Here is a 26857-nt window from a genome sequence, read left to right as displayed (position 1 = left end):
TTTGCAGACACCGGGGCTTTGCAGACACCGGGGCTTTGCAGACACCGGGGCTTTGCAGACACCGGGGCTTTGCAGACACCGGGGCTTTGCAGACAGACATGCCGCAGCGCCCGGCGACAGCGAGTGTGTCATCGGGCACCGCGGCACAACTGTGCTCAGTGCGCTCGGCCGGAGATGGGCCTCCGGGCGACTCCCGCGTCAGGACGCGAGAACCTCGTCGAGCAGAGCCTCGGCCTTGTCCTCATTGGTGTTCTCAGCGAGCGCCAGCTCGCTCACCAGGATCTGCCGCGCCTTGGCGAGCATGCGCTTCTCACCGGCGGACAGTCCGCGCTCGCGCTCACGACGCCACAGGTCACGGACAACTTCCGCCACCTTGATGACATCGCCGGAGGCGAGCTTCTCGAGATTTGCCTTGTAGCGACGAGACCAGTTCGTCGGCTCTTCGGCATACGGTGCGCGCAGCACCTCGAAGACCCGGTCGAGCCCGTCCTGACCGACCACATCGCGTACGCCGACGAACTCCGCATTGTCCGCCGGTACCCGAACCGTCAGGTCGCCCTGGGCGACCTTGAGCACCAAGTAGGTCTTGTCCACGCCTTTGATCTGGCGAGTTTCGATGGCCTCGATCAGCGCGGCCCCGTGATGGGGATAGACCACGGTGTCGCCAACCTTGAACGTCATGTGACAGGTACCCCTTCCGTGGCTATCCAGAGTAACACGAGAACGGACCGTTCTGAATGGCGTTTCCGCAGGTCAGGGCATATCTCGGGGCTTGACAACAGCAACACGAACGTGCTGCGGAAGCCTTCCGGAAGCGGGTATTCGCAGGTCGGAGCGGCTCTACGGACGGCGGGAAACGCCTACGTTACGCCCTGCACGCCACCCGCACGAAGGGCCTAACGTCCCGTTTTGCCGGGTTCCAAGCGGTGAACTTTCCCTACTCCGTTCGGCTGCCGACGTCCCGTACGGAAGCCCGGCGGAACAATCCGGAATTGATCACGACGCGCCGATGAGGGTTTTGTGTGAGAAATGCGTTCCGGCCAGGGAAATCGATCACAGGGCTTATGTGAACGGCGTACGAAATCCACGGACCGGCCACCACCGGCGATGCCGCCACGCTGCGCGGAGGGACGGGCGGAGGGTCGGGTGCGGGCCGGAGACCCGGGCTCGGTAACCTAAGCGCGCTGACACACCCTTGGGGCGCCTTTACGCCGCCCTTCCGCTGAACCCGCTGGACCCGCTGGACCCGCTCCACCCATCCACCCGTCCGTCTGTACGTCCAAGGAGTTGCCGCCGCCGTGAGCCGCAGCCTTCGACGCGGCGCCCTCGCCGCTACCGCCATCGCGTTCTCGATCGCCTCGCTCTCCGCATGCGCTGCGGGCAACGACGCGCAGACGCTCGGCGTCAAGCCGGACAACGCCGCGGTCACCGTCGGCAACATCAAGATCCAGAACGCGCTGGTCATCACACAGGCCGAGGCCGAGGCCAAGGGCCCGGCCGTAGTCTCCGCGACGCTGTTCAACACCGGTGCGAAGCCCGAGACCCTCGAGGGCATCCAGCTGCCCGGGGCCGGCGCCGAGGTGAAGCTGACGTCGGCCACGGGCTCCGGCCCGGTCACCGTGCCGGCCGGCGGCTCCGTCGTCATCGGCGGCAAGGGCAACGCGTCCGCGGTCATCGAGAAGGGCCGCGAGGCGGCGAAGGACGGGGACGCGCAGAAGGTCGTGTTCGAGTTCAGCGACGCCGGCGATGTGCCGCTGAGGGCGTTCGTCGTCCCGGCGACCGGCTACTACAAGGGCTACGGCCCGACGGAGGCGGCCCCGAAGCCCGGCGCCGAGCCGGCGGAGTCCGCGTCCGAGTCGGGCAAGCCGGGCGAGCCCGGTGAGCCTGCGGAGTCCGGTGAGCCCGTGGAGTCCGGTGAGCCGGTGGAGTCCGGTGAGCCGGTGGAGGGCAGCGAGGAGCCGGGCGCGGGCACGCCGTCGGACGAGTCGTCCGCGTCGCACGGCGCCGGCCACTGACACACCGCCGTACACCCACGTACGTACGCACCTACGCACGCCGAAGGCGCCCCAGCAGCGAGAACCCGCGGGGGCGCCTTCGGCGTACGTATGCACGGGCCGGTTTACGGCTCGAACTTGTACCCCAGGCCCCGGACCGTCACCAGGTAGCGCGGGGCGCCCGGGTCCGGCTCGATCTTGGCGCGCAGGCGCTTCACGTGGACGTCCAGGGTCTTGGTGTCGCCGACGTAGTCCGCGCCCCACACCCGGTCGATCAGCTGCATCCGGGTCAGTACGCGGCCCGCGTTGCGCAGCAGCATCTCCAGCAGGTCGAACTCCTTCAGCGGGAGGTCGACCTTGCCGCCCGAGACCGTGACGACATGGCGGTCCACGTCCATCCGGACCGGACCGGCCTCCAGGGCCGCCGGCATGACCTCCTCCGGCTCACCGCGGCGGCGCAGCACCGCGCGGATGCGGGCGACCAGCTCCCGCGAGGAGAACGGCTTCGTCACGTAGTCGTCGGCTCCTATCTCCAGGCCGACGACCTTGTCGATCTCACTGTCCTTGGCGGTCACCATGATGACCGGGACGTTCGACCGTCCACGCAGCTGCCGGCACACCTCGGTGCCGGGCAGTCCGGGCAGCATCAGGTCGAGCAGGACGAGGTCGGCGCCGTTGCGCTCGAACTCGTCGAGCCCCTCGGGCCCGGTGGCCGCGATGGCGACCTCGAAGCCTTCCTTGCGGAGCATGTAGGACAGGGCGTCGCTGAAGGATTCCTCATCCTCGACGACGAGCACTCGGGTCACGGAAGGACCTCCGGGGCAGGAATGGCTGCTTGTGAGCCAGACGCGGAGCGGGTGGCATTGGTGGTGGGGGTCGTGTCGTAAGGGCCGTGGCCGTCGTCGTTCACGCCGTCGACGTCTTCAACGTTGTCGACCTCTTCGACGTCGTCCGGGACCAGCAGCGCGCTGCCGCCGCGGCCCTCGGACGTGGCCTGGTCGCGTACGGCGCCCGCCTCCGGGAGCCGCAGCGTGAACGTGGAGCCCTGACCCTCCGAGCTCCACACCGTGACCTCCCCGCCGTGCGAGGCGGCCACGTGCTTGACGATGGCGAGGCCGAGGCCGGTGCCGCCGGTGGCCCGGGAGCGGGCCGGGTCGACGCGGTAGAAGCGCTCGAATACGCGCTCGCGGTCCTTCTCGGAGATACCGATGCCCTGGTCGGTCACGGCGATCTCGATCAGTCCCCCAGAGCCTACGGCCTGGGAGGTGCCCCCACCGCCGGGTGCGGTGACCCGGCGGCCGGCTATGCCGACGCGGGTGCGGGCCGGACTGTAGTTGACGGCGTTCTCCACGAGGTTGCCGAGGGCAGCGGCCAGCTGGCCGCGGTTCCCCCAGACATACAGGTCGGCGCTGCCGCCCGTGGCCATGGTGATCTGTTTGGACGACGCCGTGTGGCGACACCGGTCGATCGCCTCGGCGAACAGGGTGTCGACGCGGACCGGCTCGGCGTCCTCCAGCGGGTCGTCGTTCTGCACCCGGGAGAGGTCGATGAGCTCTTGGACCAGATTGGTGAGGCGAGTCGCCTCGATCTGCATCCGGCCGGCGAAACGGGTCACCGCCTCGGGGTCGTCGGACGCGTCCATGACTGCCTCGGAGAGCAGCGAGAGCGCGCCCGTCGGGGTCTTGAGCTCATGGCTGACGTTGGCGACGAAGTCGCGCCGTACCGCTTCGATACGGCGGGCCTCGGTGAGGTCCTCCACGAGCAGCAGTACCAGGCGGGAGCCGAGCGGGGCGACCCGCGCGGAGACCGCCAGGGCTTCGCCGCGGCCGGTGCCGCGGCGGGGCAGGTCCAGCTCGACCTGCCGTATCTCACCGTCACGGCGGGTGTCACGCGCCATGTGCAGCATGGGTTCGACGGCCAGTTTGCCGCCACGGACCAGGCCCAGCGCGTACGCCGCGGAGCTGGCCTTCACCACACTGTCCGCCTCGTCGAGGACGACCGCGGACGAGCGCAGTACGGAAAGCACGGTGTCCACGCCGGGCGGCAGCACGGCGTCCGTATGCAGGGACGTCCTGGTGGGGCGGGCCTGGTCGCGCTCGCTCCAGCGGAACGCCAGCATGGCGACCACGCCGGTGCACACCCCGGCGATCGCTGCCAATGCGGCGACCGCCGCGTTCACGTCCATGCATCCAGGTTAAGCGGGGTCAATGACAGTTCCACAGCCGTTCGGGTGGCACCTCGAACAGTCGTCGCCCAGAGTTCACCGTGGGGATGGGGCCGGTTCACTTCCGGTGCCGGAGCCGGACGCGTACGGGACAGAACGTGGGAGCGTGGGGGTCAAGAGCCCCGTCGGGACAAGAGCGGGACAAGAGAGGGACAACCAATGCGGGACGCGTACCACGAGGAACTGGACTCGATCGGCGAGGGCCTGGTCGAGATGGCCCGGCTCGTCGGGTCCGCGATCGGGCGGGCCACCACGGCCATGCTCGACGCCGATCTGAAGCTCGCCGAAAGCGTGATCGCCGCAGACCAGAAGGTGGACGATCTGCAGCACGACCTGGAGGCCAGGGCCATCGCCCTGCTGGCCCGCCAGCAGCCGGTCGCGACGGACCTGCGGATCGTGGTCACCTCGCTGCGGATGAGCGCCGACCTGGAGCGCTCCGGCGACCTGGCGCAGCACGTCGCCAAGCTCGCCCGGCTGCGCTTCCCGAACTCGGCCGTGCCGCGCGACCTGCACGCCACCATCCTGGAGATGGGGCAGCTCGCGCAGCGCCTGATGGCGAAGGCGGCCGAGGTCATCATCACCAAGGACGTGGACCTCGCGCTCCAGCTGGAGCACGACGACGACGAGATGGACCTGCTGCACCGCACCCTGTTCCAGCACCTGATGGACGACCGCTGGAAGCACGGCATCGAGACGGCGGTCGACGTGACGCTGCTGGGCCGGTACTACGAGCGGTTCGCGGACCACGCGGTCTCGGTGGCGAAGCGCGTGGTCTACCTGGTCACCGGCGAACACGCGGACGAACTCCAGGCCGCCCCGGCGCAGGTCGAAGGCGCGTAGCCCGAATCCTGCGCGTGTGCGCCGTTGATGCGCCCGCGGGAGTGGGCATGCAATGGGCAGCAGGCAGTACGCCACGTACGCCTTCGAGGAGGAACCTCATGACCGATTCCCCCACGCCCAACTCCCAGCAGGAACAGCCGACCGAAGTGGTCCACCTGCCACTCCTCGGCGCCTGCGGCTGCGGCTCGGGCTGCGGCTGCGGCTGCCAGTCGGGCGCGCCGTGCCAATGCGGCGGCTGCTGCGGCTAGCAGTGTCCCTATCCGCACCTGCGACACCAGCGAAAAGGGCCCCGCCCAGACGGACGGGGCCCTCTCGGTCGTCTCATGTGGTCGTCTGCGGTTGCCCTCGTTCGGCGGTGTCCGCGTTGCCGAACCCCTGCCCGGTGCCGAAGGTAAGGGCGTGGCCGCATCCGCGGCGGGTCCTGACAGTGGGAGAGCCAGATGCCGAAGTACCTGGTCCAGGCCAGTTACACCGCCGCGGGAACCAAGGGGCTGCTCGCCGAGGGCGGTACGGGCCGCCGGGCCGCCGTGGAGGAGGTGGTCGCATCGTGCGGCGGCACACTCAAATCGATGTACTTCGCGCTCGGCGAGGACGACCTGTACTGCGTCATCGACCTCCCCGACGACGTGTCGATGGTCGCCACCGCCATGACAGTGCGGGCCACCGGAGCCGTGCAGTCCAAAGCGGTCCGGCTGCTCACCCCCGAGGACATCGACGCGGCCGCCAGGAAAACGGTCGACTTCCGCCCTCCGGGAGCCTGACCTGCTGGCCAAGCGCCGAACCGACAAGCCCCCGGCCCGGCGGGAGAACCCGCAGACAGGGGGCTTGACTATGCGCGAAGTTACTTCTTGCCCTGGTTCTTGACCGCCTCGATCGCCGCCGCGGCCGCCTCCGGGTCCAGGTACGTGCCGCCCTGGACGAGGGGGTTGAAGTCGGCGTCCAGCTCGTAGTAGAGCGGGATGCCGGTCGGGATGTTCAGGCCCGTGATGGCGGCGTCGGAGATGCCGTCGAGGTGCTTGACCAGGCCGCGCAGGGAGTTGCCGTGGGCGGCGACCAGGACGGTGCGGCCGGCCAGCAGGTCCGGGACGATGCCGTCGTACCAGTACGGCAGCATGCGCTCGACGACGTCCTTCAGGCACTCCGTGCGCGGACGCAGCTCGCTCGGGATCGTCGCGTAGCGCGGGTCGTCGCTCTGTGAGAACTCCGTGCCGTCCTCGAGGACCGGCGGCGGGGTGTCGTACGAGCGGCGCCACAGCATGAACTGCTCCTCGCCGAACTCGGCGAGGGTCTGCGCCTTGTCCTTGCCCTGGAGCGCACCGTAGTGGCGCTCGTTCAGGCGCCAGGAGCGGTGCACCGGGATCCAGTGGCGGTCCGCGGCCTCGAGGGCGAGCTGCGCGGTGCGGATGGCGCGCTTCTGGAGGGAGGTGTGCAGTACGTCGGGCAGCAGGCCGGCGTCCTTCAGCAGCTCACCGCCGCGGACCGCCTCCTTCTCGCCCTTCTCGGTGAGGTTGACGTCCACCCAGCCGGTGAACAGGTTCTTCGCGTTCCAGTCGCTCTCGCCGTGGCGGAGGAGGATCAGCTTGTACGGTGCGTCGGCCATGCGTACGAGCCTAATAGACGGGGAATGGCGCTCGCGCGCACGGGGACGGCAGTCTCGATTGACGGACGGCGTCAATCGAGTGGCGCTCGGGAACACAGCGAATGTAACGTGCGGAAGTTGCCCGTGCCTCTTACATCCCTGGGGGGATCCCGATGTCCGTTGCCAGTCTCAGACGGGCCGCACGAGAGAGCGTCTCGGGGCTCCCCCGGGCCTTCTGGTGGCTGTGGGCCAGCACGCTGGTCAACCGGCTCGGGGCCTTCGTCGCCACCTTCATGGCCCTGTATCTGACCTTGGAGCGGGGCTACTCGGCCTCCTTCGCAGGACTGGTGGCAGCCCTCCACGGCCTCGGCGGAGTCGCCTCCTCGCTCGGCGCGGGCGTGATGACCGACCGGCTGGGGCGGCGGCCCACGCTGCTCATCGCCCAGAGTTCGACGGCCGCCTCCGTGGCGCTGCTCGGGTTTATGCAGCACCCGGCCGCCATCGCGGCCGTCGCCTTCCTGGTCGGTATGACGAGCAACGCCTCGCGCCCGGCGGTGCAGGCGATGATGGCCGACATCGTCCGCCCCGAGGACCGGGTGAGAGCCTTCGCGCTCAACTACTGGGCCATCAACCTCGGGTTCGCGATCTCCGCGGCCGGTGCGGGCCTCATCGCTGAGTACAGCTACCTCGCGGGCTTCCTCGGCGAGGCCGCGCTGACCCTGCTGTGCGCGGTGCTGGTGTTCCTGAAGCTGCCGGAGTCCAGGCCGGAGCGCGGTTCCTCCGCGGAGAAGGACGAACCGGAGATCGGCCTCGGGACCGTACTGCGGGACCGGCGCTACATGGGCGTGGTCGCGCTGTCCTTCCTCATCTCCCTGATCTTCCTGCAGGGGTCGGTGGGACTGCCGGTGGCGATGGGCAGGGACGGGTTCTCGCCGTCCGACTACGGGCTCGTGGCAGCGGTCAACGGTGTGCTGATCGTCGCCCTGCAGATCCCGGTGACCCGGTTCATCGAGCACCGCGACCCGCAGAAGCTGCTGGTCATCTCCGGCCTGCTGGCCGGCTACGGCTTCGGGCTGACCGCGTTCGCCGGGTCGATCGCGGTGTACGCGCTGACCGTGTGCGTCTGGACGCTTGCCGAGATCATCAACTCTCCCACCCAGATGGGCCTCGTGGTCCGGCTGTCCCCCGCGCACGGGCGGGGCCGCTACCAGGGCATGTACACGATGTCCTGGGCGGTCGCGGGGCTGCTCGCGCCCCTGATGGCCGGTTACGCCATCGACCGCTTCGGCGCGCAGTGGCTGTGGGGATCGTGCGCGGTGCTCGGCACGCTGGCGGCGCTGGGGTACTGGCTGCTGATGCGTGGGCTGCCGGAGAACGGCGTACAGCTTTCGAAGGACGCGGCGGCCGATGACGCCCTGGCCGGCGATGTCGTTGCCGATGATGTTCTGGCCGCTGAGGTGATGGCCGCCGATGTCGCGCCCCTGGCCGTGGTGCCGACGGCCGTCGCGCCCACCGCCGTCATTCCCGTGGACGGCAAGCAGGCGAACACCGGCAGCTGACGGTCAGACCTCCGGGCGGCGCGCCGTGTCTCGATGAGGTTGTCGTGCGCGCCCTCGCGGCAGAAGTACGGGTGATGGGAGCCGCGGCCCTCGACACGTGTGCGGCGCAGAGTGCAGGCGGAGGCGGCGACAGGCCGAAGCCGTTGTCGACATGGCGGACGGTGACACCGTTGTAGCCTTGTCCAGAAGGTGCGGCGACTGCGGTGTCTCGACGGCTTCGAGGGTGAGGCCCTCGACCCCGGAGCCGGTGAGCGGCGTGACGAACGTGCTGAACCGCGGGTCCCGGGCGCCTTACGCACGGACGTCGGCCACCACGGGCCGCCGGGGGAAGTCGGCGCCTCCGCGCTGACCTGCGCGGCGGACGTAGGGAATCTGCGGGTGGGTGTACGGCTGCGCGGCGAACTCCCGCCGGAGGGGAGTGGGTTGAGGCCTGCCGGCCGCGCTGCTGCCGGCGGCGGCCGCGGCCCCGGTACCGCCCGTTGCGGCGGCGGCCGGGGCTCCGACGGCTATGGCGCTGCCGAGCCAACTCCGTCTGCTGACGGCAGGTCGGCCGGTCGTCCCCATGAGCCCACCCCTCCATGGATACGAACGAGGCTCACGTCTGGGTCGGCGGTGAGCATGCCACGCCGCGCGGGGCGGCGGAAGGGGAGAGGTGCGGTCCCCTGCGCGTCCCGCCCGCCCCGACGGGCGGGCGGGAGGGGCGGGCCGCCGCGCGTCAGCCCGTCGGGCGCTGGGTCAGGTTCGTGAACGCGTCCAGGTTGCGCGTCGATTCACCCCGCGCCACTCGCCACTCGTACTCCCGGCGGATCGCACTCGCGAACCCCAGCTCCAGCAGCGTGTTGAAGCTGCCGTCCGCCGCCTCCAGCACCGTACCGAGCAGCCGGTCCAGCTCCTCCGGTGTCACCACCGCCAGCGGCAGCTTGCCGGCCAGGTAGATGTCGCCGAGCCGGTCGATCGCGTAACTCACCCCGTACAGACGGAGGTTGCGCTCCAGCAGCCAGCGGTGCACCGCGGCGTCGTTCTCGTCGGGGTGCCGGATCACGAACGCGTTGACCGACAGCGAGTGCTTGCCGACGATCAGCGAACACGTCGTGGACAGCTTGCGCGTGCCGGGGAGCTTCACGACGTACGAGCCGGGCTCCGGGCTCTCCCACTCCAGTTCGGCGTCCGCCAGCGTCTGCTCGATGACCTTCAGCGCGTCAGCCATGGTGCGAGCGTACGCGACGGCGGTGATCGTGCATCGCCGCGGTGTACACGTCCGCCGTGGCCGACGCGGCCGTGTCCCAGCCGAAGGACCGGGCGTGCCGGGCGGCTTCGCCGCCCATCCGCGCGGAGAGGCCGGGGTCGTCGACGAAGCGCCGCAGGGCGCGGGCGTAGTCGGCCGGGTCGTGGCCGGGGACGAGCAGGCCGCTGACCCCGTCGCGCACGGCCACCGGCAGTCCGCCGACCGCCGCCGCCAGGACGGGCGTACCGGCCGCCTGGGCCTCTATGGCGACCAGGCCGAACGATTCGCTGTACGAGGGCATGACCAGGACCGACGCCGCACGGAACCAGTCCGCGAGCTGGTCCTGCCCGACCGGCGGATGGAAGCGGACGAGATCGGCGATGCCGAGGCGGGCGGCCAGCTTCTGCAGGCCCTCCGGCTTGGCCAGGCCACTGCCGCTGGGGCCGCCGACGACCGGGACGATGAGTCTCGTACGGAGTGAGGGGTCCTGGCCCACCAGCATGGCGGTCGCCCGGAGCAGGATGTCCGGGGCCTTGAGGGGCTGGATGCGGCCCGCGAAGAGCGGGATCAGGGCGTCCTGCGGCAGGCCCAGGCGGTCCCGCGCGGCGGCCCGGCCGTCGGCGGGCCGGAAGCGGTCGAGGTTGACCCCGGGGTGGACGACGGCGACCTTGCCGCGGTCGGCCTCGTAGTGGCGTACGAGCTCGTCCGCCTCCTCCGAGGTGTTGGCGATCAGCCGGTCCGCGGCGCGCACGATCTGGGTCTCGCCGATGACGCGCGCGGGCGGCTCGGGGGTGTCGCCCTCGGCGAGCGCCGCGTTCTTGACCTTGGCCATGGTGTGCATGGCGTGGACGAGGGGGACGCCCCAGCGTTCGGCGGCGAGCCAGCCCACATGGCCGGAGAGCCAGTAGTGGGAGTGGACGAGGTCGTAGTAGCCGGGGCGGTGGCCGGCCCAGGCCTGCATCACGCCGTGGGTGAAGGCGCACAGCTGGGCCGGGAGGTCCTCCTTGGCCAGGCCCTCGTACGGGCCGGCGTCGACGTGGCGGACCAGGACGCCGGGGGCCAGCTCGACCAGCGGCGGCAGCCCGCCGGTGGTGGCGCGGGTGAAGATCTCGACCTCGACGTTGATCGCGGCGAGGCGCTTGGCGAGCTCGACGATGTAGACGTTCATGCCGCCCGCGTCGCCCGTGCCCGGCTGGTGAAGGGGGGAGGTGTGCACGCTGAGCATCGCGATACGGCGCGGCTTGCGGTGCCCGCCGGGCAGTCGCAGCCGGGGCGGGGCGGCGAGCCGCCCGCCGAGCCGGGACACGTAATGGCTCACGTGACGGGTCCTCTCGCTCGGGGCGGCGCGGCGGCGGGCGCCGGCGGGCATGGCAGGGGGGAGGGCACGGGAGCCCTCTCTACTAAGAGGCCAACCGCCGGAACCCTCCTTCACATTTCCGCTTTGCCAAAGCATTACCGGGGCGGGCTCTCAACCATGCCGGGCGCGGGGGGCTGGGCCCGGGGGCGCGCCTGGCGGGCGGGGACTGGGCTCGGGAAGGAGGGGTCGGGCCGGACCGCCTACCCTCAATGCCATGGCCGGCCGCACTCCCACCTCTACCCCTACCCCACCCCCTCCCCCTCCCCCGGCCCGCCGTGGGCTCCCGGTGGGCACGGTGACGCGCGGCACCACCAACCCCAACCGCCTGCGCCGCATGGACCGCTGGATCGCCGCCACGCACGGCGCGGCGCTACGCCGCTGCGCGGACCCGGTGGCCGTCGACCTCGGGTACGGGGCCGCGCCCTGGACGGCCGTGGAGCTGCTGACGCGGCTGCGGACCTCGGTACCCGCCGCCCGGGTGGTGGGGATCGAGATCGACCCGGCCCGGGTCGCGGCCGCGAAGCCGTACGAGCGCGAGGGCCTGGCCTTCCGGCACGGCGGCTTCGAAGTCCCGTTGGGCGGCGGCGGAGGCCCCGCGCTGATCCGGGCGGCGAATGTGCTGCGGCAGTACGACGAGGCGCAGGTCGCCGCCGTCTGGGAGCGGCTGTGCGCGCGGCTGGCTCCGGACGGGCTGCTGGTGGAGGGGACCTGCGACGAGATCGGGCGCAGGCACGTGTGGGTCGCGCTCGGCGCGGAGGGGCCGCGCACGGTGACTTTCGCGACCCGGCTGGGCTCGCTGGAGCGCCCCTCCGACCTGGCGGAACGTCTGCCGAAGGCGCTGATCCACCGCAATGTGCCCGGTGAGCCGGTGCACGCCTTCCTGCGCGACTTCGACCGCGCGTGGGCGGCTGCGGCCCCGTACGCGTCGTTCGGGGCCCGCCAGCGCTGGATCCGCTGCGCACGGGACCTGTCGGCGCACTGGCCGCTGACGGACGGGCCGGGGCGGTGGCGGCAGGGGGAGATCACAGTCCGCTGGGAGGCGCTGCGGCCGGCTGCCGCGGCCTGACAAACCGATGCCGGATACCGAGTCCGCCGGGCGGGAACGCCGGGCAGCCACCGGCCGTTTCACGATCAGGCGGGGTGGGGCTGTCGGTTTCGGCGGAGTCGTGGCACCATCCCGGAGTCGATGCGAAGTTACTGACGGTAAATCACATTCGGCTGCCGACCCACGTGTCCGGAGGGGGACCTGTGAACCGACGCCGCGGCGCCACCGCACTCATTCTTGTCTGCGCGATGTCACTGCTGGCCGCCCCTGGCCTCGCGCATGCCGCGCCGAAGCCCAAGGCTCCCAAGTCCCTTGAAGAGGTACGCAAGGAGATAGACGGCCTCTATCACAAGGCGGCAGCCGCCACCGACGCGTACAACGCCGCCGAGGAGCAGGCCGAGAAGCAGTCGGCCCAGGTCGTCGCGCTGGCGAAGGCGATCGTCGCGGGCCAGAGCAGAATCGAGAAGCTGAAGGGCTGGGCCGGTGCCGCGGCCCGCGCGCAGTACCGCGCCGGCGGGCTGCCGCCCGAGGCCCAACTGGCGCTGAGCGACGACCCGCAGCAGTTCCTGGACGGGGCCGGCCGGATCCGCCAGGGCGAGAAGGCGACGAAGAACCTCCTGGCCGAACTCGCCCGTACGCAGGACGATTTGCAGACGTACACCCAGAAGGCCGGAGACCACTGGCAGACGCTGGAGGCCAACCGGGTGAAGAAGGAAGCGGCCAAGAAGCAGATCACCAGGCAGATCGCCGAGGCCAAGGCGCTGGAGTCCACGCTGGAGGCGAAGGAGCGGGCGCGGCTGCTCCAGCTGGAGCGCGACGCGCAGTTCAAGGCGCAGACGGCCTGGCTGGACTCCGGAGTCCTGAAGGAGATCAACGGCAAGGCCAGCGAGCAGGGCAGAAAGGCCGTGCAGTTCGCGACGGCCCAGATCGGCAAGCCGTACGAGTGGGGGGCGGAGGGCCCCTCGACGTACGACTGCTCGGGCCTGACCTCGCAGGCGTGGGCGGCGGCGGGCCGAGGCATCCCACGGACCTCGCAGGAGCAGCTGCGGCTGCTGCCGAGGGTGGACGTGAAGAACATGCGGCCCGGCGACTTGATCATCTACAACAAGGACGCCAGCCATGTCGGGATGTACATAGGAAACGGAGCAATAGTCCACGCACCCCGCCCGGGCCGGAACATCACGATCGCCGGCGCAGGCTCGATGCCAATCCTGGCGGTGGTCCGCCCGGACGCGTGAGCGGCGGGGCGGCCCGCGGGGCCGCCGGGCGGGCCGGGTCCCCTGACCGGGTGGCCAGACCGGGGCCGGGCTGCCCCCGAGCCTGACCCAACTGGGCCGATGGGGCATGGGGCCGGCCGGGCTGCCGGGAACGGCCGCACCCGGGGCCCCGGGGCCGAGTCGCGCCACCGGCGGGACACACCGCCCGGCGATCGAACCTGGGGGCCGACCCGGCGGGGGCCGGGCCCGAGCCTGACCGAACTGGGCCGAACCGATCGCGCCGGCGGGGCCCGGATGCCGGGGCCGCCCGGCCAGACAGGGCGGCCAGACAGGGCGGCCGCGGCGAGGGGCCCGGCTCCGATGGCGACGGCCGGGGATCGAGCCGGGCCGACGATCATGGCTTTCGCGTGATGTTCGTCATCCTCCGGCACGCCCTTTCCCGGCGGATGCGGCATATGACGGGGGCGGATCTTCGTTCGCCATTCCGCATCGGCGGCCGCTAACGCTATGGTCCCCGTCTGGCGGGACGTGGATCTGCGCTCCGCCGCACCCTCGGGGGGAGGGAAGGAAACCGAGACGATGCCCGTACCCGTACCGCGGCAGAGGGCCATCCCGGCCGCGGAGAGCGGTCAGGCCGGCCTGCCGCCACAGGCCAGAAGTACCAGTGACCCCGGCCTCACACTGCTGGTGATAGAGGACGACCCCGCCGGCACCTTCACCGTCCCGGACATGCTCGACGCCGCGGGCAAGCGGATCCGTATCCGTACCGCCCGGAACCTCACCGAGGCCGAGCGGCTGCTCACCGACGACGTCCACTGCATCCTGCTCGACCTCGACCTCACCCTGCCGACCAGGGCGACCGCAACGAGCCCCGGAACCGGAACCGGCAACAACGCCACCGCCACCGCCACAGCCACCGGAGACGAGCTGGACACCCTCCGGCACGTCCTGCGCATCGCGCCCCGGCACGCCGTCCTCGCGCTCGCCGGCCAGGCCGACGCCGAGCGGGCCGCCGAGGCCGTGCGCGTCGGCGCCCAGGACTACCTCTTCCGCGACGAGCTCGACGGGCGGCTGCTCAGCCGCGCCATCCGGTTCGCGGTGGAGCGCAAGCGCGCCGACACCGCGCAGTACAAGCTCGCCGAGTCCCGGCTCCGCGCCCAGGAGAACGCCCGCCTGGAGCGGGGCCTGCTCCCCACCCCGCTGCTGCACGGCTCCGACCTGCGCTTCGCCGCCCGCTACCGGCCCGGCCGCAGCAGGGCCCTGCTCGGCGGCGACTTCTACGACACCGTCCGAACGCCGGACGGCACGGTCCACGCGATGATCGGCGACGTCTGCGGCCACGGCCCGGACGAGGCCGCCCTGGGCGTCGAACTCCGTATCGCCTGGCGGGCGTTGACGCTCGCCGGGCTCTGCGGCGACGAGCTGCTGTCCACCCTGCAGCAGGTCCTCGAACATGAGCGGGACAATGAGGAGATCTTCGCGACCCTCTGCACGGTGGACATCTCCCCCGACGGCCGGCGGGCGGGGCTCTGCCTGGCCGGCCACCCCGCCCCGCTGATAGCCCGCCCGGGACGGCCCGCGCAGCTTCTCCCGTACGAGGACGGCGGCCCCGCCCTCGGCCTGCTGCCGCGCGCCCGCTGGCCGCGCCGCCAGGTCGAGCTGGGCGGCTCCTGGAGCCTGATGATGTACACGGACGGCCTGATCGAGGGCCGCGTCGGAACGGGCACCCAGCGCCTGGGGCAGGACGGCATGGTCGAAATGATCAACCGCCAGCTCATGGAGGGGCTCAGCGGCGAAGAGCTGCTGGAGGCCGCCGTGGCGCAGGTGCGCGAGTTGAACGGGGGCGAGCTGACGGACGACGTGGCCGTACTGCTGCTGGCCCGCGGACTCTGACGGCGACCCTCGGGCCGGCCGGCGCGAGGGCGGCGCGCGCCGGCCAAAGCCGAGCAGCCTCGGTCCTACCGTCCGCCGTTGTACGGCCCGTACGGCCCGTCGCTGCTGCTGCCGCCCCGACGGGGTCCGCCGCCCGACACCTGCTTGAGCGCGGGCCGCACGTCGACCATGAAGACGATGCTGGCGATCAGACCGGCGATCTGCAGGAACAGCAGCGGCAGCAGATTCACCACGACCGCGAGGCCAAGGATGATCAGCCAGAACGGCTTGGTCTTCTTGTCGGCAGCGCGGTACGCATCCTCACGCGCCGTGGCCGCGAAGAACAACGCCACCACGGCCAGGGCGAGCATGGCCATGCTGAGCAGCCAGAGCAGCGTGCCGAAACCCTCGAGCAACATGCCGTGCACCACCTAGTCAGTGAATGAAGCGCCTCGCAGCCAACGTACCCGGACAACGGACCGGACACCCGCAGGGTGCCCGGTCCACGTAAATCGAGCTGCCGCCTACTTGTCAGCCGACGGCGCGGTCTTCTTCGCCACCGGCTTGCGCGGGGCGGCCTTCTTCGCCGGCGCGGCCTTGGCCTCGGCCGGCCTCTCCTCGGCCTTGTCCTCCGCCTTGGGCTCGGCGTCCGGCTCGACGGCCACGGCGATCTCGGCGATTTCGTCCGCAGCCTCGCCACGCCAGGCCCGCACGGTCTGCTCGCCGTGCTCGGCGACCTTCTCGTACGCCTCACGCGCCTTGACCGCGTACTCCGCGGCCACACCCACGCTGCGCAGCGCCAGGTCCTGAGCGGTCTCGCCCAGCTTCTTCAGGTCGGTGTCGATCGTGCCGAACACCTCGTTGACCTTGGCCGTGACGGTGGCCTGCGCCTCCTTGGCCTGCGCGGTCACCTTCTCCTGGACGGCCTTGGGGTCGGTGTTGCGTACGGCCTCGATACGGCTGGGGGCCTCGGCCTGGATCTTCTCGATCAGCGCCGGAACCTTCTTGGCCTGCTGGACGGCGAGGTCGGCGGTACCGGCGGCGAAGTAGAGGGGGGTCGGGTCGGTGAGGGTCTTACGCAGGTCATCGGTGATGGCCATGACTGTGGTCCTCCCGGATCGCAGTTCGGAGTTCAGCTTGAGGGTGGTACGGCATCACTGCCGTCGGCCGTGCGGGGGCCGTCAGCGGCGGTGTCCCGTCCGGCGTCCTGATCCGTGCCGAGCCCGTTCTCCTTGCGGAAGGACTCGTAGATCTGAAGCAGCACCTGTTTCTGCCGCTCGTTGATCGTCGGGTCGGCGAGTATGACGGCTCGCGTCTCGACCTCGTCCCGGTCCCGCTCGTCGAGAATCCCGGCCTGCACGTACAGCGTCTCGGCGGAGATCCGCAGCGCCTTGGCAAGCTGCTGCAGGATGTCCGCGCTCGGCTTGCGCAGACCGCGCTCGATCTGGCTGAGATACGGATTGGACACCCCGGCGGCGTCGGCGAGCTGCCGCAACGAGAGCTGGGCGGTACGCCGCTGCTCGCGCAGATACTCACCGAGATTGCCGACGTTGAGTGATGCCATGCCCCGATGGTGCAACACCACCGCTAACTTTTGCAAGCACCTGCTTGCAAAAGTGCGCCACTTCACGCGTTGAGACTGAGCACGATAGGTGTCACATTTGTCCGTTCTGTCCTGTCTCGGGCGACCTGCTCCGACCTCACCGAAGCTGATCCGATCCGGGCCTGCGTCTCACTGAACCTGCTCTGCGACTGACTGCCGTTGTCCCGTCTCATGCGAATTGGCCCCTGTCTCAGGTGATCTGGTCCGATTCGCTCGCCGTCTCAGGCGATCTGGTCCGTTGGCGCTACTCATGTCCCGCGAGACCTCGACCCGCGCGGCGGTGACACCCCGGGGTTTCGGTGAACAGCACGCACCACTACGGTGGGCCGATGGCGTCGATCAAGCAGTTCCAAGTCACCTTCGACTGCGCAGAACCTGAGCGCGTCGCTCGTTTCTGGTGCGAGGTGTTGGGGTACGTCGTACCGCCGCCACCGGAGGGGTTTGCTACGTGGGACGACTTCGATCGCTCGCTGCCGCCTGAGCGTCAGGGTTCAGCGTTCGCCTGCATTGATCCCTCAGGTGTGGGCCCGCGACTGTTGTTCCTGCGCGTTCCCGAAGGCAAGGTCGTCAAGAATCGGCTGCATCTTGACGTGCGGGTCGGCACCGGGCTCGTGGGTGAAGAGCGCCTCGCCGCACTTGAGGCCGAGTGCGCACGACTGGTCGCGCTCGGCGCGGTACGCGTGCGACTACTGCGTGCCGATGGCGTCAACGAGTCGTGCATCGTGATGCAGGACATCGAGGGCAACGAGTTCTGTCTCGACTGAGGGGCTGCGAACGTGTCCTCGTTCTGTCCCCATGGGCCAAGGCGAAGAACCGCCCCCGACCTGTCAGGGCGCTGTGGCGCAGATCGCCGGATTAGGTGCTCGGGACGGGCGAGCCGTCCGGCCGGTTCGGCAGATTACGACAAGTTCGATGAGACGGACCCGGTGGTCTGCGTCTCACTGAATCCGGCGCACCGCAGCCCAGCGGCAACGCTCTGCGCCAGGTCGGATGCGAGAGGACAACGAGCAACCGGTGACGGTGTGTGGTCGTAGTTCAGTAGGGTCGCCACGCCTGTGACTTGTAGAGGCAGCACCTTCTACCGGCGCCGCGACCGTCCGGAGGAGCCTTGCCCGGCACGGGACCCTGTGCCGCTTCCGACGCCTGATTCTCAGCCGGGTTGCTTGGCCATGACGACCAGACCTGGCCCACTTTGCTCATCTGCAGGGAGCCGAAGTTCGGCGACCGGGCTCAGTCCAGCCTGCTCGATCAGGTCCACGAGTTGTTCCGGCCGCCATTTGTGTGTCGTCCAACGAACGGGTACACCTCCGTAGGCCTCGGTGCGCACCGCGTCTTCGTCGCCGACGTGTGTAGCGGTGATGAAGTGTCCGCCTGGCTTCAGGGCGCGCGCGAACAGGGCGAGAACCTGAGGAAGGACGTCACGGGGGAGGTTGAACAGTGACCACCACCCGAGCACGCCGCCAAGGGACGCTTCACCAAAGTCGAGGTCGGTGGCGGAGGCGACGCTGAAGCGGCATTGCGGATGAAGACGGCGCGCGTTTTCGATCATGCGGGGTGAGAGATCGACTCCGGACACGTCGAGTCCGCGTTCGGCAAGGTAGGCGGTCACCGTTCCGGGTCCGCAGCCGACGTCGAGGACAGGCCCAAGCTCGCTCACGGTGTCAGCGAAGGCGTCGATTGATGCCTTGAGCCATGGATGACTGCGGATGTCGCCGACTCCCGTCGTCACCACCATGTGGGCGTAGTTGTCGGCCACGCGGTCATAGGACTCACGGACCACGTCGAGATCGGCTGGGCGGTCAACATGGTGGGAGCGCATCAGCCAACGATAGTGTGCGACGGCCTACTGGTGGGCTCTCGCATTCAACTGTCACCAGTCCCCCGTGGAATCCAACCGCCGGTGACCGTGTGTGATCTCCAGCGGCGTATCGGCTCCACGTCCCACCGGTCTGGTTGCGCAGGCGGGTGGTGGTCTTGTTGTGGTAGCCGAGAGCGTCCACGACGGGGGCGGGCATCTCCAGGACGCGAGCTCACCAGAATCAGACCCCCCGTTTCTGCGTCTCAGGGAAGGTGCCTCGTTCGGGTGGTTATCTCACTGAACCTGCCCCGCTGGCGCTTTCGTGGTCCCTAACGTCGTACATCTGCGACGTGGCGGGAGTGCGCGATGGGCTCGGCAGCGCTGAGGGTGGATCGTTCGGGCAGACCGGGACGAGCGCCTCGCACATGCAGCAGCCCGGCCGGTGATCGTGCCGGAGTCGATGGTCTGCGATCACGGCATGGTGTTCATCTCGGACAATTTCCGCTCCTCGTGCCGGTGGCTCGGCATCGACTTCCAGCCCGGCCACCTGGGCACTCCCACCCCTGCCCCCAGGGCAACGGGCGAGCGTAGCGTGGCCGGCGTCGTTCGCCGCCTTTCAGGCGTGTCCAGGGACGGCGACACGAAGATCGAGGAGCTGTTGCGTATGCACGGGCACGTGGTCCTCGGCGAGGCCATTGATGAGGTTTGCAAGCGGAATCGGCTGGTCCAGCACGAGTGCGTCGTTGGACAGGAGGAGCGAGGGCACCAGGACCGAGGTGCCTGTCTCGTTGAGCTGATCGGCGATGTCACACAGGACGGTGGCCTGGCTCCGGACATGATCAATCAGGTCCGCCCTACCTGCGTGCTCGGCGGTGATCCGGTCAAGATTCCAGGTGTCGAGGGAGATCCGGTTGTCGAAGGTGGGCCGCGAGCCGGCGACGACACCAAGAGCAACCGCTGCGATCGCTGCGTCGACGCTGAGGAGATGAGCCAATATCTGGTCGGCGTTCCATCCTCCGTCGTCGGCGTCGCCGAGGTCGGGGATGGCCGCCACATCGAACAACCTGTCGTAGGCGCTGCGAAGTGCTGTCGTGTCCATAACGTGCTTCCTTTCAGTCAGGTCGTGTCGAGCGCGAATCTCGCTCCGCTGCCTCAGCGACGCGTTTGATGTTCGCCAACCGCCGGTCCCAGTCGGCCGCGAGCGCGGACATCCACCGCGCCGTCGCGTTCAACGCCGCGGGCCGCACCGCGTACCGCACCTCGCGTCCGACCCGGGTGCCGGAAACCAGCCCGGCGGCGTCCAGGACGGTGAGGTGCTTGACCACCGCCTGCCGCGAGACGGGAAGTCGTTCCGCGAGTGTCGTCGCGGTGGCCTGGCCCTGTGCGGCGAGCAGATCAAGCAGCTGACGTCGCGTCGGGTCGGCCAGCGCGCCGAGGACTCTGTCGACGACCTCGGCGGCGCCAGGACGTTCTTCCGTCACGTGGAGGGCTGTTCGGCGCGCTTCTTGAGCGCGTCGAGCTCCAGGGGCCAGCCTTCGCTGTGGTCCTTCAGGTTCTGACTGCGCAGTTCCTCGGACCCGGCCAGCGCCGCGAACCCGCTCTCGACGACGCGCAGCCGCGTCTGGTCGCCTTCCGGGGTCAACGTGAACTCCACGAGGGTGCTGTTGTCCTCGCGCAGCTCATCTCCGGGGAACGCGCTGGTCCAGCGGTACGCCAGGTACGTCGGCGGCTCGACCTTCTCCACACGTACCGGGAAGTCGCCGTGCTCGGCGTTTTTCGCCACCATCGACTCACCTTCTTTGGCCACGGTGCCAGGCAGGCTCGCCTTGTCGGCCACCCAGAACCCAGGTTGGGCCACCAGCGACCAGACCCGCTCCAGGGGTGCCGCGATCAGGGTTTCGCGTTCGATCCGGTCCTCGCTCATGAGGTGACTCCGTTCATCGCCGCCATTGAATTGCAACTCCAGGGTTGCACAGCAAGCATTTAGGTGCAACCCAACGGTTGCATCTCGGTCGGGCGTCGCTTCAACCGGTTGCACCCCGGCGCTCATCGTTGGCCGGCGATGACGGATGCGGGCTGGGTGAGAGCCGTGAGGCTGCGGCTCCCGGCCGAACTGATCAGCCGAAGCGGTTGGCCCTTGATCGTTGATCACGCCGCTGACAGGGGCGGTGGCATGCGGCAGGATGCGAACGCATGACTCTCTCGTCGCGCATCACCATGCCAGGCCAGGTCTGGTCTGTGGCCGCGCCCGATCCGTCCGGCCCGCTGTACGTAACCAGTTACGGGCCAACCCCTCTAGAGACAGTCGTGACGGTGGTCGGTATATCGGGCTCGGTGGCTTGGCAGCGGACGTACGCCGGGACGGGACGGCCGCGATCGCGACTGTCCGCGGATGGCATGCTCTGGGTCGCGTCCCGGATCAGGCCGGCCGGGTCCTGGAGGGCGTCCTACGCGCCCTTCCAGCAGCGCCGGAAGACGCCAGTCCAATTTCACTGCTCCGATCCGTGACAGCGGCCTCAGCCGCACCGCTCGCCGGGTGGGGCCCGGTGTGTTCCAGTGCGGCGGTCAGCCGAGCCAGCGGCCGTCGCGCATGAGGTCGCGTCCCCGCAGCTCGTTCGCCTCACGCCAGGCCTGGATGCGCCGCGGCCGGATCAGGAAGTACTGGTAGGGCTCGTCGAGCTCGCGCGGGTCGGAACCGGTCTTGGTCGCGAACGCGTCGCCCGTCTCAGGGGCGAGGTCGGCGATATCCACCGGCTCGGCTGTGCCGTCGACGACGACGACGTCGCGGGTCGGCCCGAGGCTGAGTCGCACCCGGCCGTCCGCCAGCAGGTTGCGACCGGTGACCGAGGCGCGCGCGTCGAGATGAGGAACGCGGTCCCGTCCCAGAGGTACGAGAGCGGGATGAGGTGGACGCCGCCCGGGGAGCCCGACGTCGCGACCCAGAGATCGACGTCGCTCTCCAGTTTCGCGCGAGTGTCCCGCAGCCTCTCCTCAAGTCCACGCGGCGGCGCGCCCGTCATGCTTCCTCCAGTCACTTCGTGGAGAACCCTTCCTTCAGGGGACGGGCTCCGTCGGTCATCGGTCGGTTCACCGGGGCCGCGGGCTTCGCGGACGCCACGGCCTCCAGCGCCCTGATGGCCTCGCGCACACCGCCCTCTCGTGGGCCCTGTGGACCACGAAGCGTACGTATGTACGTATCCGCTCGGCGGCGACATATCAGGGCGTGGGTGCCGGCGATGCGGCCTCCCATGCAAACCCGTCCGGGTCGTTGAAAGGCCCGGCATCGCCGCCGATCAGGAGCCGGTGCGATCCGGTGCCGTCGGGAGAGACGCCGGCGTCCTTGGCAAGGGCACGGCGCCTGTACAGCGCCAGCTTGACGGGACTCGACCCAGCAGCGAACTCGACGTACATGCGGCCGAAGCTCTTCGCCACGGCAAGGCCTTGGTCGACGTAGAACCGCTTGCTCGCGGCCACGTCCGCGACTCCCAGCAGGAGCACGATCTCGTCGACCCGCCGGGTGGCAGGGCCGGTGTCCTTCTTCGCCGAGGTCGCGACCTTCCAGATCGTCCCGTCCGGGGCTTGTACGACACCGCCGTAGCCCCAGAGCGACTTCGCGGCAGGCTTCAGCGGCGTGGCGCCGGCGTCGAGGGCGGCGTCGATGAGGCTGTTGACGGTGGCCGGCTGGGACACCGTGAGCGCCAGCGTGAACCCACGGAAGCCGGTTGTGGGTGCCTCCGAGGCCCGCAGGCGTATCTGCGTGTCCAAACCGAAGGCGGCGGTGTAGAAGTGGTTGGCGGCCGTGGGGTCGGCCACGTCGAGGGTGACGGATTCGATGGATGCCATGGCCATCACGCTAGTTGCGGCTCGGCACCGGTGCTTCTTGATTCCTGATCGGTCTTGTCACCTGTTTTGCCACACACGGCGGCATCCCCGCCGCAGCGCCCGTTGCGCGGCGCCGGTAGGCGCCGGGCGGCATGCCGACCAGTTCGGTGAAGCGGGTGCTGAAGGTGCCCAGCGATGAGCAGCCGACCACGAAGCAGACCTCGGTGACGCTGAGGTCGCCACGACGCAGCAGCGCCGTCGCGCGCTCGATGCGACGCGTCATCAGGTACGCGTACGGCGACTCGCCGTAGGCCAGCCGGAACTGGCGGCTGAGGTGCCCGGCGGACATGTTCACGCCGCGGGCGAGCGCCTCGACGTTAAGCGGCTGCGCGTACTCCCGGTCGATCCGGTCGCGGACGCGGCGCAGTCGCGCGAGGTCGCTCAGGCGCTGCGCCGCGGTGCGTGCGCGCCCCGCCCCCACGAGGGGTGACACATGAGAGAACCCCTTTGCATCGATGTCCGCGAGCACCTGGGTTGCATGCCGAGGTAGGCGGCGAGGTGCTGGCGATGACCGGCTTGCCGGAGTCGACGATCCGGTCGAGCAGGCCGAGCAACTGCTCGACGGCGGCGGGATGGAGGCCGGTGGTCGGCGCGGCGAGGATGTAGACGCCGCCCTTGTGGGCGGCCGGCGTGCGCGCCTCGGCCTCGGCGGCCGACATCGCGAGCACCTCTGCGATGGTGCGGCCGCCGAGTCGAGGACAGCGGCCTGGAAGCGCCGGCCGCCGTATTCTTCGCAGATGGTCGCGACGCCGGCCATCATGGCCGAATCGATGACCGGACGGCTCAGCGAAGCTCCTGGATGCGGACCAGGTTGCCCGCGGGATCGCGGAAGGCGCAGTCGCGGATGCCGTACGGCTGCTCGGTCGGCTCCTGGACGACCTCGGCGTCGCCGGCCTGCACCTTCTCGAAAGTGCCGTCGAGGTCCCGGGTGGCCAGCAGGATCCAGCCGTAGGTGCCCTTGGCCATCATCTCGGCGATGGTGCGGCGCTCGTCCTCGGTGACCCCAGGGTCGGCGGCCGGCGGCGCCAGGAGGATGGACGTGCCGGGCTGGCCGACGGGGCCGACCGTGATCCAGCGCATCTTGCCCTGTCCGACGTCGCTGCGGACCTCGAAGCCGAGGGCGTCGCGGTAGAAGGCCAGGGACGCGTCCGGGTCGTCATGCGGGAGGAAGCTCGTGTGAATGGTGATGTCCATGACGATCATGCTAGGTGCGGCCCGTGACCCGCGCTTCTCGATTCCTGATCGATCTGGCCACCTGTTTCGCCACACACGGTCGCATCCCCGCCGTCGCGCGCACCGCCTGGCGCCGCGTCGCCCAGGATCTCCTCAACCGTCTCCCAGGTGATCACAAGCCGGGACAGCGAACAGCCCGATCCAGATGAGCCCAGCTCAGCTTGTCCCTGCAGAGGAGCTACACCCATCTCCGGATGACTAGTCGCCGACGATCATCTTTGGCGACGTACATGCAGGAGCGCACGCGATACGTTCCGGTGCCGACCGCTCGGGCAACACCTTGATCAAGAAATCGTCACGGAACGTGACGCCGCAACTGGCCATACGTGTGGAATCCAAACTGGCCGCTGACAGCAGAAGCCAAAGACGGGTCTGATCGTTTGACATCCGACCTAGTCGCTCCAGGCCAGGACACCGCACCGGACCAACTTCGTTGTCAAAGGACACCGGGCATCTGAAGCCGCGGCGGGCGACCGTCGGCCTCGTGACACCAGCCACGGCCGAGAGCCCTCAGCGGTCGAGGGCTGTCAGGTCGAGTTGGTCGAGCCGTTCGGGGTCGGCCAGTACGTCGATGGCGACGATCTTCCCGCCTGTGACGGTGAAGGCCATGACGGACAGCGGCCGTTCCTGTGCGGCGACCATGACTCCGGCGGTTCCGTTGATCAGCGCCGGTCGTGCGAACGGGGAGAGCTGTCCGAAGGTGACCGCCTGTCCGGCCACGGTCCGTGCGCCGCGGATCACGACCGTGTGGCGGGCACGCACGACGCCGCCGTCGGACCGCAGCACGACGTCGGGGTCGAGCACGGCGACGAGCGCGTCCAGGTCACCGTCGCGAGCGGCGGCGAAGAACGCGTCGACGACTTCGCGTTGGCGGGTGAGATCGGGGTCGGGACCCGGCGCCTGCCCGTGCACCCGGCGGCGTGCGCGGCTCGCGAGTTGCCTCGCCGCCGCCGGGGACCGGTCGATCATCGGGGCTATCTCATCGAAGGGCACGGCGAACATGTCGTGCAGCACGAACGGTGGTCGAGTCCCTGCGCGGCCTGCTCCTCGACCAGCCCGTCGGCAACGCCCCCTGGATCGCGCCGGCGTGGTGCGCGGGCATGCCGGCGGTGGCGGTGGCGCTGTCGGAGGTGCTGTTCAGGAAGCGGACGGCGTAACCACGCGTCCCGAGCGCAGCCCCAGCGACGCGGTGGCGGCCAGCAGGGTCATCGAGTAGGAATCCACGGCTCTGCGGACATTGGGCGCGTCCAGGCTCATGCCCGTGACCAGGCGGTCCAGATCGACGTAGGCGGACCGCACGATCTCGATCCAGCGGTAGATATGCCGGTCGTCGGCCCAGCCCTGGACATACGCCTCACCCCGGAGGCTCATGTTCCGGATCCACCGCGCGTACATCCGCTGCCGGATCTCGGCCCGGTGCGGGGTCAGGTGGAGATGGCGGACCAGGTCGTACAGCGGGTCCCCGATCATCGCCATCTCCCAGTCGATGATGGTGAGTTCGCCCGTCCTCTCGTGCCGGACCAGGTTCCAGGGGTTGAGATCACCGTGGAGCAGCACGGGCGGCCGCTGAACGACCGTGTGGCGGGAGAGGATCTCCCTGAGCCGGTACGCGTTGGGCAGTCCCAGAGCCCCGGCCAACTGCAGGGACTCCTTGGGCAGGGACCCCACCAGATCGACCAGCCGGTCACTCAGCCAGCCGTAGAAGACACCACCCCCCATCGCCGGACCGAGGCACCGGGTGTCGACATCGACGAGGGCGCACAGCTGGTCGACGAGATCGTCCGCCTCGTGCGGCAGCAGCCCGTGTACGGGGTGATTGGGCGGCCGGCAGCCGTCCGGCGGACCGGCGTACGAATGCACGGCAAACTGATCCGACGGTCTGCTGACCCCGAGTGCGAGCAGCTTCGGCGCGCGTACGGCACCTTCGACGGCCTCCAGGGCCATCAGAACCGCGTGCTCGTCGAGGAAGCACGGTTCCCTTCGGCTGCCGGCGCTCAGCCTGCGGCGCACCACGACGGTGGAGCCGGAGCTCGGCACCCGCACGACCGTGTTGAGGTGGCCGGTGCCTTTGAACACGTGTTCCGCGGGGGCCGCGCCCTCGGCGGCCAGCGCTTCCACCACGGCTTCCCTCGGGAAGGCCGGATTCTCCGCGATGCGCCCGTCGGCGACCCAGGAGACGACGGCGCAGGCGCTGCGACGCACCCGCGCGGTACGGACCTGACGTGCCGCGTGCCACCGGTAGAGGATCCGCTCGATCTCGGACGGACCCGGTACGTCGGCGAGCCCCAGCGGACCCCTGGCGACGCCGAGCGCCCTCTCCACCGACTCCGTGGCGGCCTGCAGACCATCGGGCTCCTGACCGTCGCCCAGGGACTTCGCCGCGCGCATCACGTCCGGGTAGACGGACTGCGCGTGCTCGAAGTCGATGTAGTGGCGCAGATCGGTGTCCAGCCCGTGCACGGCCTCCGGCCTGACCCGGCTTATCGCCTGACGCCACGCCTCTTTCACTTCTTCCCACTGGCTCGAGGGGTAGTGCATGCGCACGAGGTGCGTGGCGAGATCGTGCAGCGGGTCACCGTAGGTGGCCAGTTCCCAGTCCACACAGATGAGAGGCGGGTCACCGTGGTAGGAGAAGATCACATTCTCGCGGTGCAGGTCCGTATGGAGCAGGCTGAACGGACGTCGCACCATCGGTGGCACGCGCTGGGCGAATGCGGTCATCGCGTCGTCGTGGACCCCGAGGGCGGCAAAGAGCCCGCCGAATTCCGGCCAATTGGGCCGGCGGACCTGCGCGTCGGTGGCCAGCGCGAGCGTACGGAGAAATGAGCGGCTGCTTCCGTCGCGCGGCCAGGCGGGCGGGAGTTTCGGCAGATCCTGGCGGCGCACCCGGACCATCTGCGCGAGCAGCTCGGCGAGAGCCTGGATCAGCCGGGAATCGAGCGGCTTGCCGTTCTGGCAGATGCTGGAGAGCGGCACTCCCTCCGCATAACTATGCACGGCCGTGCCGCCGCTCCTGGCCAGGCATTCCGGCACATGGGGGAGCACGCCCTTGATCGCGTCGAGAATCCGGTGCTCGTCCTGCCAGGTCCGCAGGACGACCGGGAGCATCTCCGGCACCCGCAGGCGCACCTTCACCGACGTGCCCGGCTCCCGATTGACGAGGCGGGCCATGGGTTCCGTCAGGGGCACCACGAAGTTGCGGTTGTGGTGGCCACCGGTCTCCTCACCGTGGCTGAGTGCATGAAGCACGAAGGCGTCGTACACGTCCAGCCCTGTGCGACCCGCCGCGTGGAGCACTGCCTCAGTGGGACCGCCCACGGGCCGCTCCTGGATACTCGCGCGGGGACATTGACGGGGATGCATACCCTAGTGGCCAACAGGGCGGTCCACGAGGTGAGTTGCGACACCTGTGGCCCATGTGAGTGACTG

At 69.7% G+C, this 26857-nt stretch carries 26 protein-coding genes and 5 pseudogenes; 10 read left to right on the top strand and 21 right to left on the bottom strand.

Annotated features, from left to right (window positions below; all coding sequences use genetic code 11):
• Window positions 1-198: 198 nt before the first annotated feature.
• Window positions 199-681, bottom strand: a complete 483-nt coding sequence (locus NLX86_RS24315) for a CarD family transcriptional regulator (protein ID WP_003953493.1) — start codon at window positions 679-681, stop codon at window positions 199-201.
• A 617-nt stretch (window positions 682-1298) separates the two neighbouring features.
• On the opposite strand from NLX86_RS24315, the gene NLX86_RS24310 reads away from it, so the two are divergent.
• Window positions 1299-2015 carry a DUF461 domain-containing protein gene (locus tag NLX86_RS24310; protein ID WP_254373898.1) on the top strand — a complete coding sequence of 239 codons (717 nt, stop codon included), beginning with the start codon at window positions 1299-1301 and terminating at the stop codon, window positions 2013-2015.
• A gap of 104 nt (window positions 2016-2119) precedes the next feature.
• Here NLX86_RS24310 and NLX86_RS24305 read toward each other — a convergent pair whose 3' ends face one another.
• Both NLX86_RS24305 and NLX86_RS24300 read right to left on the bottom strand, forming a co-directional pair.
• Window positions 2120-2800 carry a response regulator transcription factor gene (locus NLX86_RS24305; RefSeq protein WP_254373897.1) on the bottom strand — a complete coding sequence of 227 codons (681 nt, stop codon included), beginning with the start codon at window positions 2798-2800 and terminating at the stop codon, window positions 2120-2122.
• Window positions 2797-4179 (bottom strand): cell wall metabolism sensor histidine kinase WalK, encoded by a 1383-nt coding sequence (locus tag NLX86_RS24300; protein WP_254373896.1) that lies wholly within the window; start codon window positions 4177-4179, stop codon window positions 2797-2799. The genes NLX86_RS24305 and NLX86_RS24300 overlap by 4 nt, the downstream gene beginning before the upstream one ends.
• A gap of 198 nt (window positions 4180-4377) precedes the next feature.
• Here NLX86_RS24300 and phoU point away from each other — a divergent pair, with 198 nt between their 5' ends.
• The 3 genes from phoU (at window position 4378) to NLX86_RS24285 (ending at window position 5819) form a co-directional block, all read left to right on the top strand.
• Entirely contained in the window at window positions 4378-5058 is a 681-nt protein-coding gene (phoU, locus tag NLX86_RS24295) for a phosphate signaling complex protein PhoU (RefSeq protein ID WP_254373895.1), read from the top strand.
• A gap of 98 nt (window positions 5059-5156) precedes the next feature.
• Window positions 5157-5306: a hypothetical protein gene (locus NLX86_RS24290; RefSeq protein WP_254373894.1), complete on the top strand. Its 150-nt coding sequence runs from the start codon at window positions 5157-5159 to the stop codon at window positions 5304-5306.
• A 192-nt stretch (window positions 5307-5498) separates the two neighbouring features.
• Window positions 5499-5819 carry a GYD domain-containing protein gene (locus NLX86_RS24285; protein ID WP_254373893.1) on the top strand — a complete coding sequence of 107 codons (321 nt, stop codon included), beginning with the start codon at window positions 5499-5501 and terminating at the stop codon, window positions 5817-5819.
• Window positions 5820-5899: 80 nt separating this feature from the next.
• Here the strand turns inward: NLX86_RS24285 and NLX86_RS24280 are convergent, their stop codons facing one another.
• Window positions 5900-6658: a phosphoglyceromutase gene (locus NLX86_RS24280; protein ID WP_254373892.1), complete on the bottom strand. Its 759-nt coding sequence runs from the start codon at window positions 6656-6658 to the stop codon at window positions 5900-5902.
• Between the two features lie 152 nt (window positions 6659-6810).
• Here NLX86_RS24280 and NLX86_RS24275 point away from each other — a divergent pair, with 152 nt between their 5' ends.
• A complete protein-coding gene (locus tag NLX86_RS24275; protein WP_254373891.1) occupies window positions 6811-8196 on the top strand; it encodes an MFS transporter in 1386 nt (461 codons plus the stop codon).
• On the opposite strand, the pseudogene NLX86_RS24270 reads toward NLX86_RS24275, so the two are convergent.
• The 3 genes and pseudogenes from NLX86_RS24270 to mshA form a co-directional block, all read right to left on the bottom strand.
• Window positions 8115-8478, bottom strand: a pseudogene (locus tag NLX86_RS24270) (hypothetical protein); the annotation flags it as partial. The gene NLX86_RS24275 and the pseudogene NLX86_RS24270 sit on opposite strands and share 82 nt — an antisense overlap.
• A 433-nt stretch (window positions 8479-8911) precedes the next feature.
• On the bottom strand, window positions 8912-9403 hold the full coding sequence (locus tag NLX86_RS24265; RefSeq protein ID WP_254373890.1) for a YbjN domain-containing protein: 492 nt from the start codon (window positions 9401-9403) through the stop codon (window positions 8912-8914).
• Window positions 9396-10739 (bottom strand): D-inositol-3-phosphate glycosyltransferase, encoded by a 1344-nt coding sequence (mshA, locus tag NLX86_RS24260; protein ID WP_254373889.1) that lies wholly within the window; start codon window positions 10737-10739, stop codon window positions 9396-9398. The genes NLX86_RS24265 and mshA overlap by 8 nt, the downstream gene beginning before the upstream one ends.
• A 325-nt stretch (window positions 10740-11064) precedes the next feature.
• Here mshA and NLX86_RS24255 point away from each other — a divergent pair, with 325 nt between their 5' ends.
• The 3 genes from NLX86_RS24255 (at window position 11065) to NLX86_RS24245 (ending at window position 14933) form a co-directional block, all read left to right on the top strand.
• A complete protein-coding gene (locus NLX86_RS24255) occupies window positions 11065-11844 on the top strand; it encodes a class I SAM-dependent methyltransferase (RefSeq protein WP_254373888.1) in 780 nt (259 codons plus the stop codon).
• A gap of 182 nt (window positions 11845-12026) precedes the next feature.
• Complete coding sequence (locus NLX86_RS24250; RefSeq protein ID WP_254373887.1) at window positions 12027-13061, top strand: C40 family peptidase; 1035 nt, start codon at window positions 12027-12029, stop codon at window positions 13059-13061.
• A gap of 558 nt (window positions 13062-13619) precedes the next feature.
• The gene (locus NLX86_RS24245) at window positions 13620-14933 is read left to right on the top strand and encodes a PP2C family protein-serine/threonine phosphatase (protein WP_254373886.1); all 1314 of its coding nucleotides are present in this window, start codon (window positions 13620-13622) and stop codon (window positions 14931-14933) included.
• A gap of 65 nt (window positions 14934-14998) precedes the next feature.
• Here the strand turns inward: NLX86_RS24245 and NLX86_RS24240 are convergent, their stop codons facing one another.
• From NLX86_RS24240 to NLX86_RS24230, 3 genes are all read right to left on the bottom strand, one after another.
• Complete coding sequence (locus NLX86_RS24240) at window positions 14999-15331, bottom strand: DUF2516 family protein (RefSeq protein WP_254373929.1); 333 nt, start codon at window positions 15329-15331, stop codon at window positions 14999-15001.
• Window positions 15332-15436: 105 nt separating this feature from the next.
• Window positions 15437-16012, bottom strand: coding sequence for a hypothetical protein (locus tag NLX86_RS24235; RefSeq protein ID WP_254373885.1), 576 nt, complete (start codon window positions 16010-16012; stop codon window positions 15437-15439).
• A 32-nt stretch (window positions 16013-16044) separates the two neighbouring features.
• The gene (locus NLX86_RS24230) at window positions 16045-16476 is read right to left on the bottom strand and encodes a helix-turn-helix domain-containing protein (RefSeq protein WP_254373884.1); all 432 of its coding nucleotides are present in this window, start codon (window positions 16474-16476) and stop codon (window positions 16045-16047) included.
• Between the two features lie 368 nt (window positions 16477-16844).
• On the opposite strand from NLX86_RS24230, the gene NLX86_RS24225 reads away from it, so the two are divergent.
• Window positions 16845-17279: a VOC family protein gene (locus tag NLX86_RS24225; RefSeq protein ID WP_254373883.1), complete on the top strand. Its 435-nt coding sequence runs from the start codon at window positions 16845-16847 to the stop codon at window positions 17277-17279.
• A gap of 386 nt (window positions 17280-17665) precedes the next feature.
• Here the strand turns inward: NLX86_RS24225 and NLX86_RS24220 are convergent, their stop codons facing one another.
• The 10 genes and pseudogenes from NLX86_RS24220 to NLX86_RS24175 all read right to left on the bottom strand — a co-directional run.
• A complete protein-coding gene (locus NLX86_RS24220; RefSeq protein ID WP_254373882.1) occupies window positions 17666-18334 on the bottom strand; it encodes a class I SAM-dependent methyltransferase in 669 nt (222 codons plus the stop codon).
• Between the two features lie 595 nt (window positions 18335-18929).
• A complete protein-coding gene (locus NLX86_RS24215; RefSeq protein WP_254373881.1) occupies window positions 18930-19412 on the bottom strand; it encodes a hypothetical protein in 483 nt (160 codons plus the stop codon).
• A 13-nt stretch (window positions 19413-19425) separates the two neighbouring features.
• Window positions 19426-19794, bottom strand: coding sequence for a metalloregulator ArsR/SmtB family transcription factor (locus tag NLX86_RS24210; protein WP_254373880.1), 369 nt, complete (start codon window positions 19792-19794; stop codon window positions 19426-19428).
• Window positions 19791-20237, bottom strand: a complete 447-nt coding sequence (locus tag NLX86_RS24205; protein WP_254373879.1) for an SRPBCC domain-containing protein — start codon at window positions 20235-20237, stop codon at window positions 19791-19793. The genes NLX86_RS24210 and NLX86_RS24205 overlap by 4 nt, the downstream gene beginning before the upstream one ends.
• Window positions 20238-20878: 641 nt before the next feature.
• Window positions 20879-21333: pseudogene (locus NLX86_RS24200) on the bottom strand (pyridoxamine 5'-phosphate oxidase family protein).
• Window positions 21334-21529: 196 nt separating this feature from the next.
• Complete coding sequence (locus NLX86_RS24195) at window positions 21530-22156, bottom strand: glyoxalase (protein ID WP_254373878.1); 627 nt, start codon at window positions 22154-22156, stop codon at window positions 21530-21532.
• A gap of 10 nt (window positions 22157-22166) precedes the next feature.
• Window positions 22167-22616: an AraC family transcriptional regulator gene (locus tag NLX86_RS24190; RefSeq protein ID WP_254373928.1), complete on the bottom strand. Its 450-nt coding sequence runs from the start codon at window positions 22614-22616 to the stop codon at window positions 22167-22169.
• 85 nt (window positions 22617-22701) lie between these two features.
• Window positions 22702-22964, bottom strand: a pseudogene (locus NLX86_RS24185) (excinuclease ABC subunit UvrA); the annotation flags it as partial.
• Window positions 22965-22978: 14 nt separating this feature from the next.
• Window positions 22979-23389 (bottom strand): VOC family protein, encoded by a 411-nt coding sequence (locus NLX86_RS24180; RefSeq protein WP_254373877.1) that lies wholly within the window; start codon window positions 23387-23389, stop codon window positions 22979-22981.
• Window positions 23390-23938: 549 nt separating this feature from the next.
• Window positions 23939-24454: pseudogene (locus tag NLX86_RS24175) on the bottom strand (RNA polymerase subunit sigma-70); the annotation flags it as partial.
• On the opposite strand from NLX86_RS24175, the pseudogene NLX86_RS24170 reads away from it, so the two are divergent.
• Window positions 24451-24585, top strand: a pseudogene (locus NLX86_RS24170) (ABC transporter permease); the annotation flags it as partial. The pseudogenes NLX86_RS24175 and NLX86_RS24170 overlap by 4 nt on opposite strands.
• Here the strand turns inward: NLX86_RS24170 and NLX86_RS24165 are convergent.
• On the bottom strand, window positions 24566-26746 hold the full coding sequence (locus NLX86_RS24165) for an aminoglycoside phosphotransferase family protein (RefSeq protein WP_308409636.1): 2181 nt from the start codon (window positions 26744-26746) through the stop codon (window positions 24566-24568). The pseudogene NLX86_RS24170 and the gene NLX86_RS24165 overlap by 20 nt on opposite strands.
• Window positions 26747-26857 lie beyond the last annotated feature (111 nt).

The sequence above is a fragment of the Streptomyces sp. A3M-1-3 genome, from assembly GCF_024213665.1.
GTDB lineage: Bacteria > Actinomycetota > Actinomycetes > Streptomycetales > Streptomycetaceae > Streptomyces.
This window is presented reverse-complemented; position numbering and strand designations above follow the sequence as displayed.

Coding starts and splice junctions, on each gene's coding strand:
- NLX86_RS24315 (WP_003953493.1), bottom strand. CDS start 681: ATGACGTTCAAGGTTGGCGACACCGTGGTCTATCCCCATCACGGGGCC.
- NLX86_RS24195 (WP_254373878.1), bottom strand. CDS start 22,156: ATGGCATCCATCGAATCCGTCACCCTCGACGTGGCCGACCCCACGGCC.
- NLX86_RS24205 (WP_254373879.1), bottom strand. CDS start 20,237: ATGAGCGAGGACCGGATCGAACGCGAAACCCTGATCGCGGCACCCCTG.
- NLX86_RS24245 (WP_254373886.1), top strand. CDS start 13,620: ATGCCCGTACCCGTACCGCGGCAGAGGGCCATCCCGGCCGCGGAGAGC.
- NLX86_RS24275 (WP_254373891.1), top strand. CDS start 6,811: ATGTCCGTTGCCAGTCTCAGACGGGCCGCACGAGAGAGCGTCTCGGGG.
- NLX86_RS24215 (WP_254373881.1), bottom strand. CDS start 19,412: ATGGACACGACAGCACTTCGCAGCGCCTACGACAGGTTGTTCGATGTG.
- NLX86_RS24230 (WP_254373884.1), bottom strand. CDS start 16,476: ATGGCATCACTCAACGTCGGCAATCTCGGTGAGTATCTGCGCGAGCAG.
- NLX86_RS24300 (WP_254373896.1), bottom strand. CDS start 4,179: ATGGACGTGAACGCGGCGGTCGCCGCATTGGCAGCGATCGCCGGGGTG.
- NLX86_RS24180 (WP_254373877.1), bottom strand. CDS start 23,389: ATGGACATCACCATTCACACGAGCTTCCTCCCGCATGACGACCCGGAC.
- phoU (WP_254373895.1), top strand. CDS start 4,378: ATGCGGGACGCGTACCACGAGGAACTGGACTCGATCGGCGAGGGCCTG.
- NLX86_RS24265 (WP_254373890.1), bottom strand. CDS start 9,403: ATGGCTGACGCGCTGAAGGTCATCGAGCAGACGCTGGCGGACGCCGAA.
- NLX86_RS24240 (WP_254373929.1), bottom strand. CDS start 15,331: ATGTTGCTCGAGGGTTTCGGCACGCTGCTCTGGCTGCTCAGCATGGCC.
- NLX86_RS24290 (WP_254373894.1), top strand. CDS start 5,157: ATGACCGATTCCCCCACGCCCAACTCCCAGCAGGAACAGCCGACCGAA.
- NLX86_RS24285 (WP_254373893.1), top strand. CDS start 5,499: ATGCCGAAGTACCTGGTCCAGGCCAGTTACACCGCCGCGGGAACCAAG.
- NLX86_RS24280 (WP_254373892.1), bottom strand. CDS start 6,658: ATGGCCGACGCACCGTACAAGCTGATCCTCCTCCGCCACGGCGAGAGC.
- NLX86_RS24225 (WP_254373883.1), top strand. CDS start 16,845: ATGGCGTCGATCAAGCAGTTCCAAGTCACCTTCGACTGCGCAGAACCT.
- NLX86_RS24235 (WP_254373885.1), bottom strand. CDS start 16,012: ATGGCCATCACCGATGACCTGCGTAAGACCCTCACCGACCCGACCCCC.
- NLX86_RS24220 (WP_254373882.1), bottom strand. CDS start 18,334: ATGCGCTCCCACCATGTTGACCGCCCAGCCGATCTCGACGTGGTCCGT.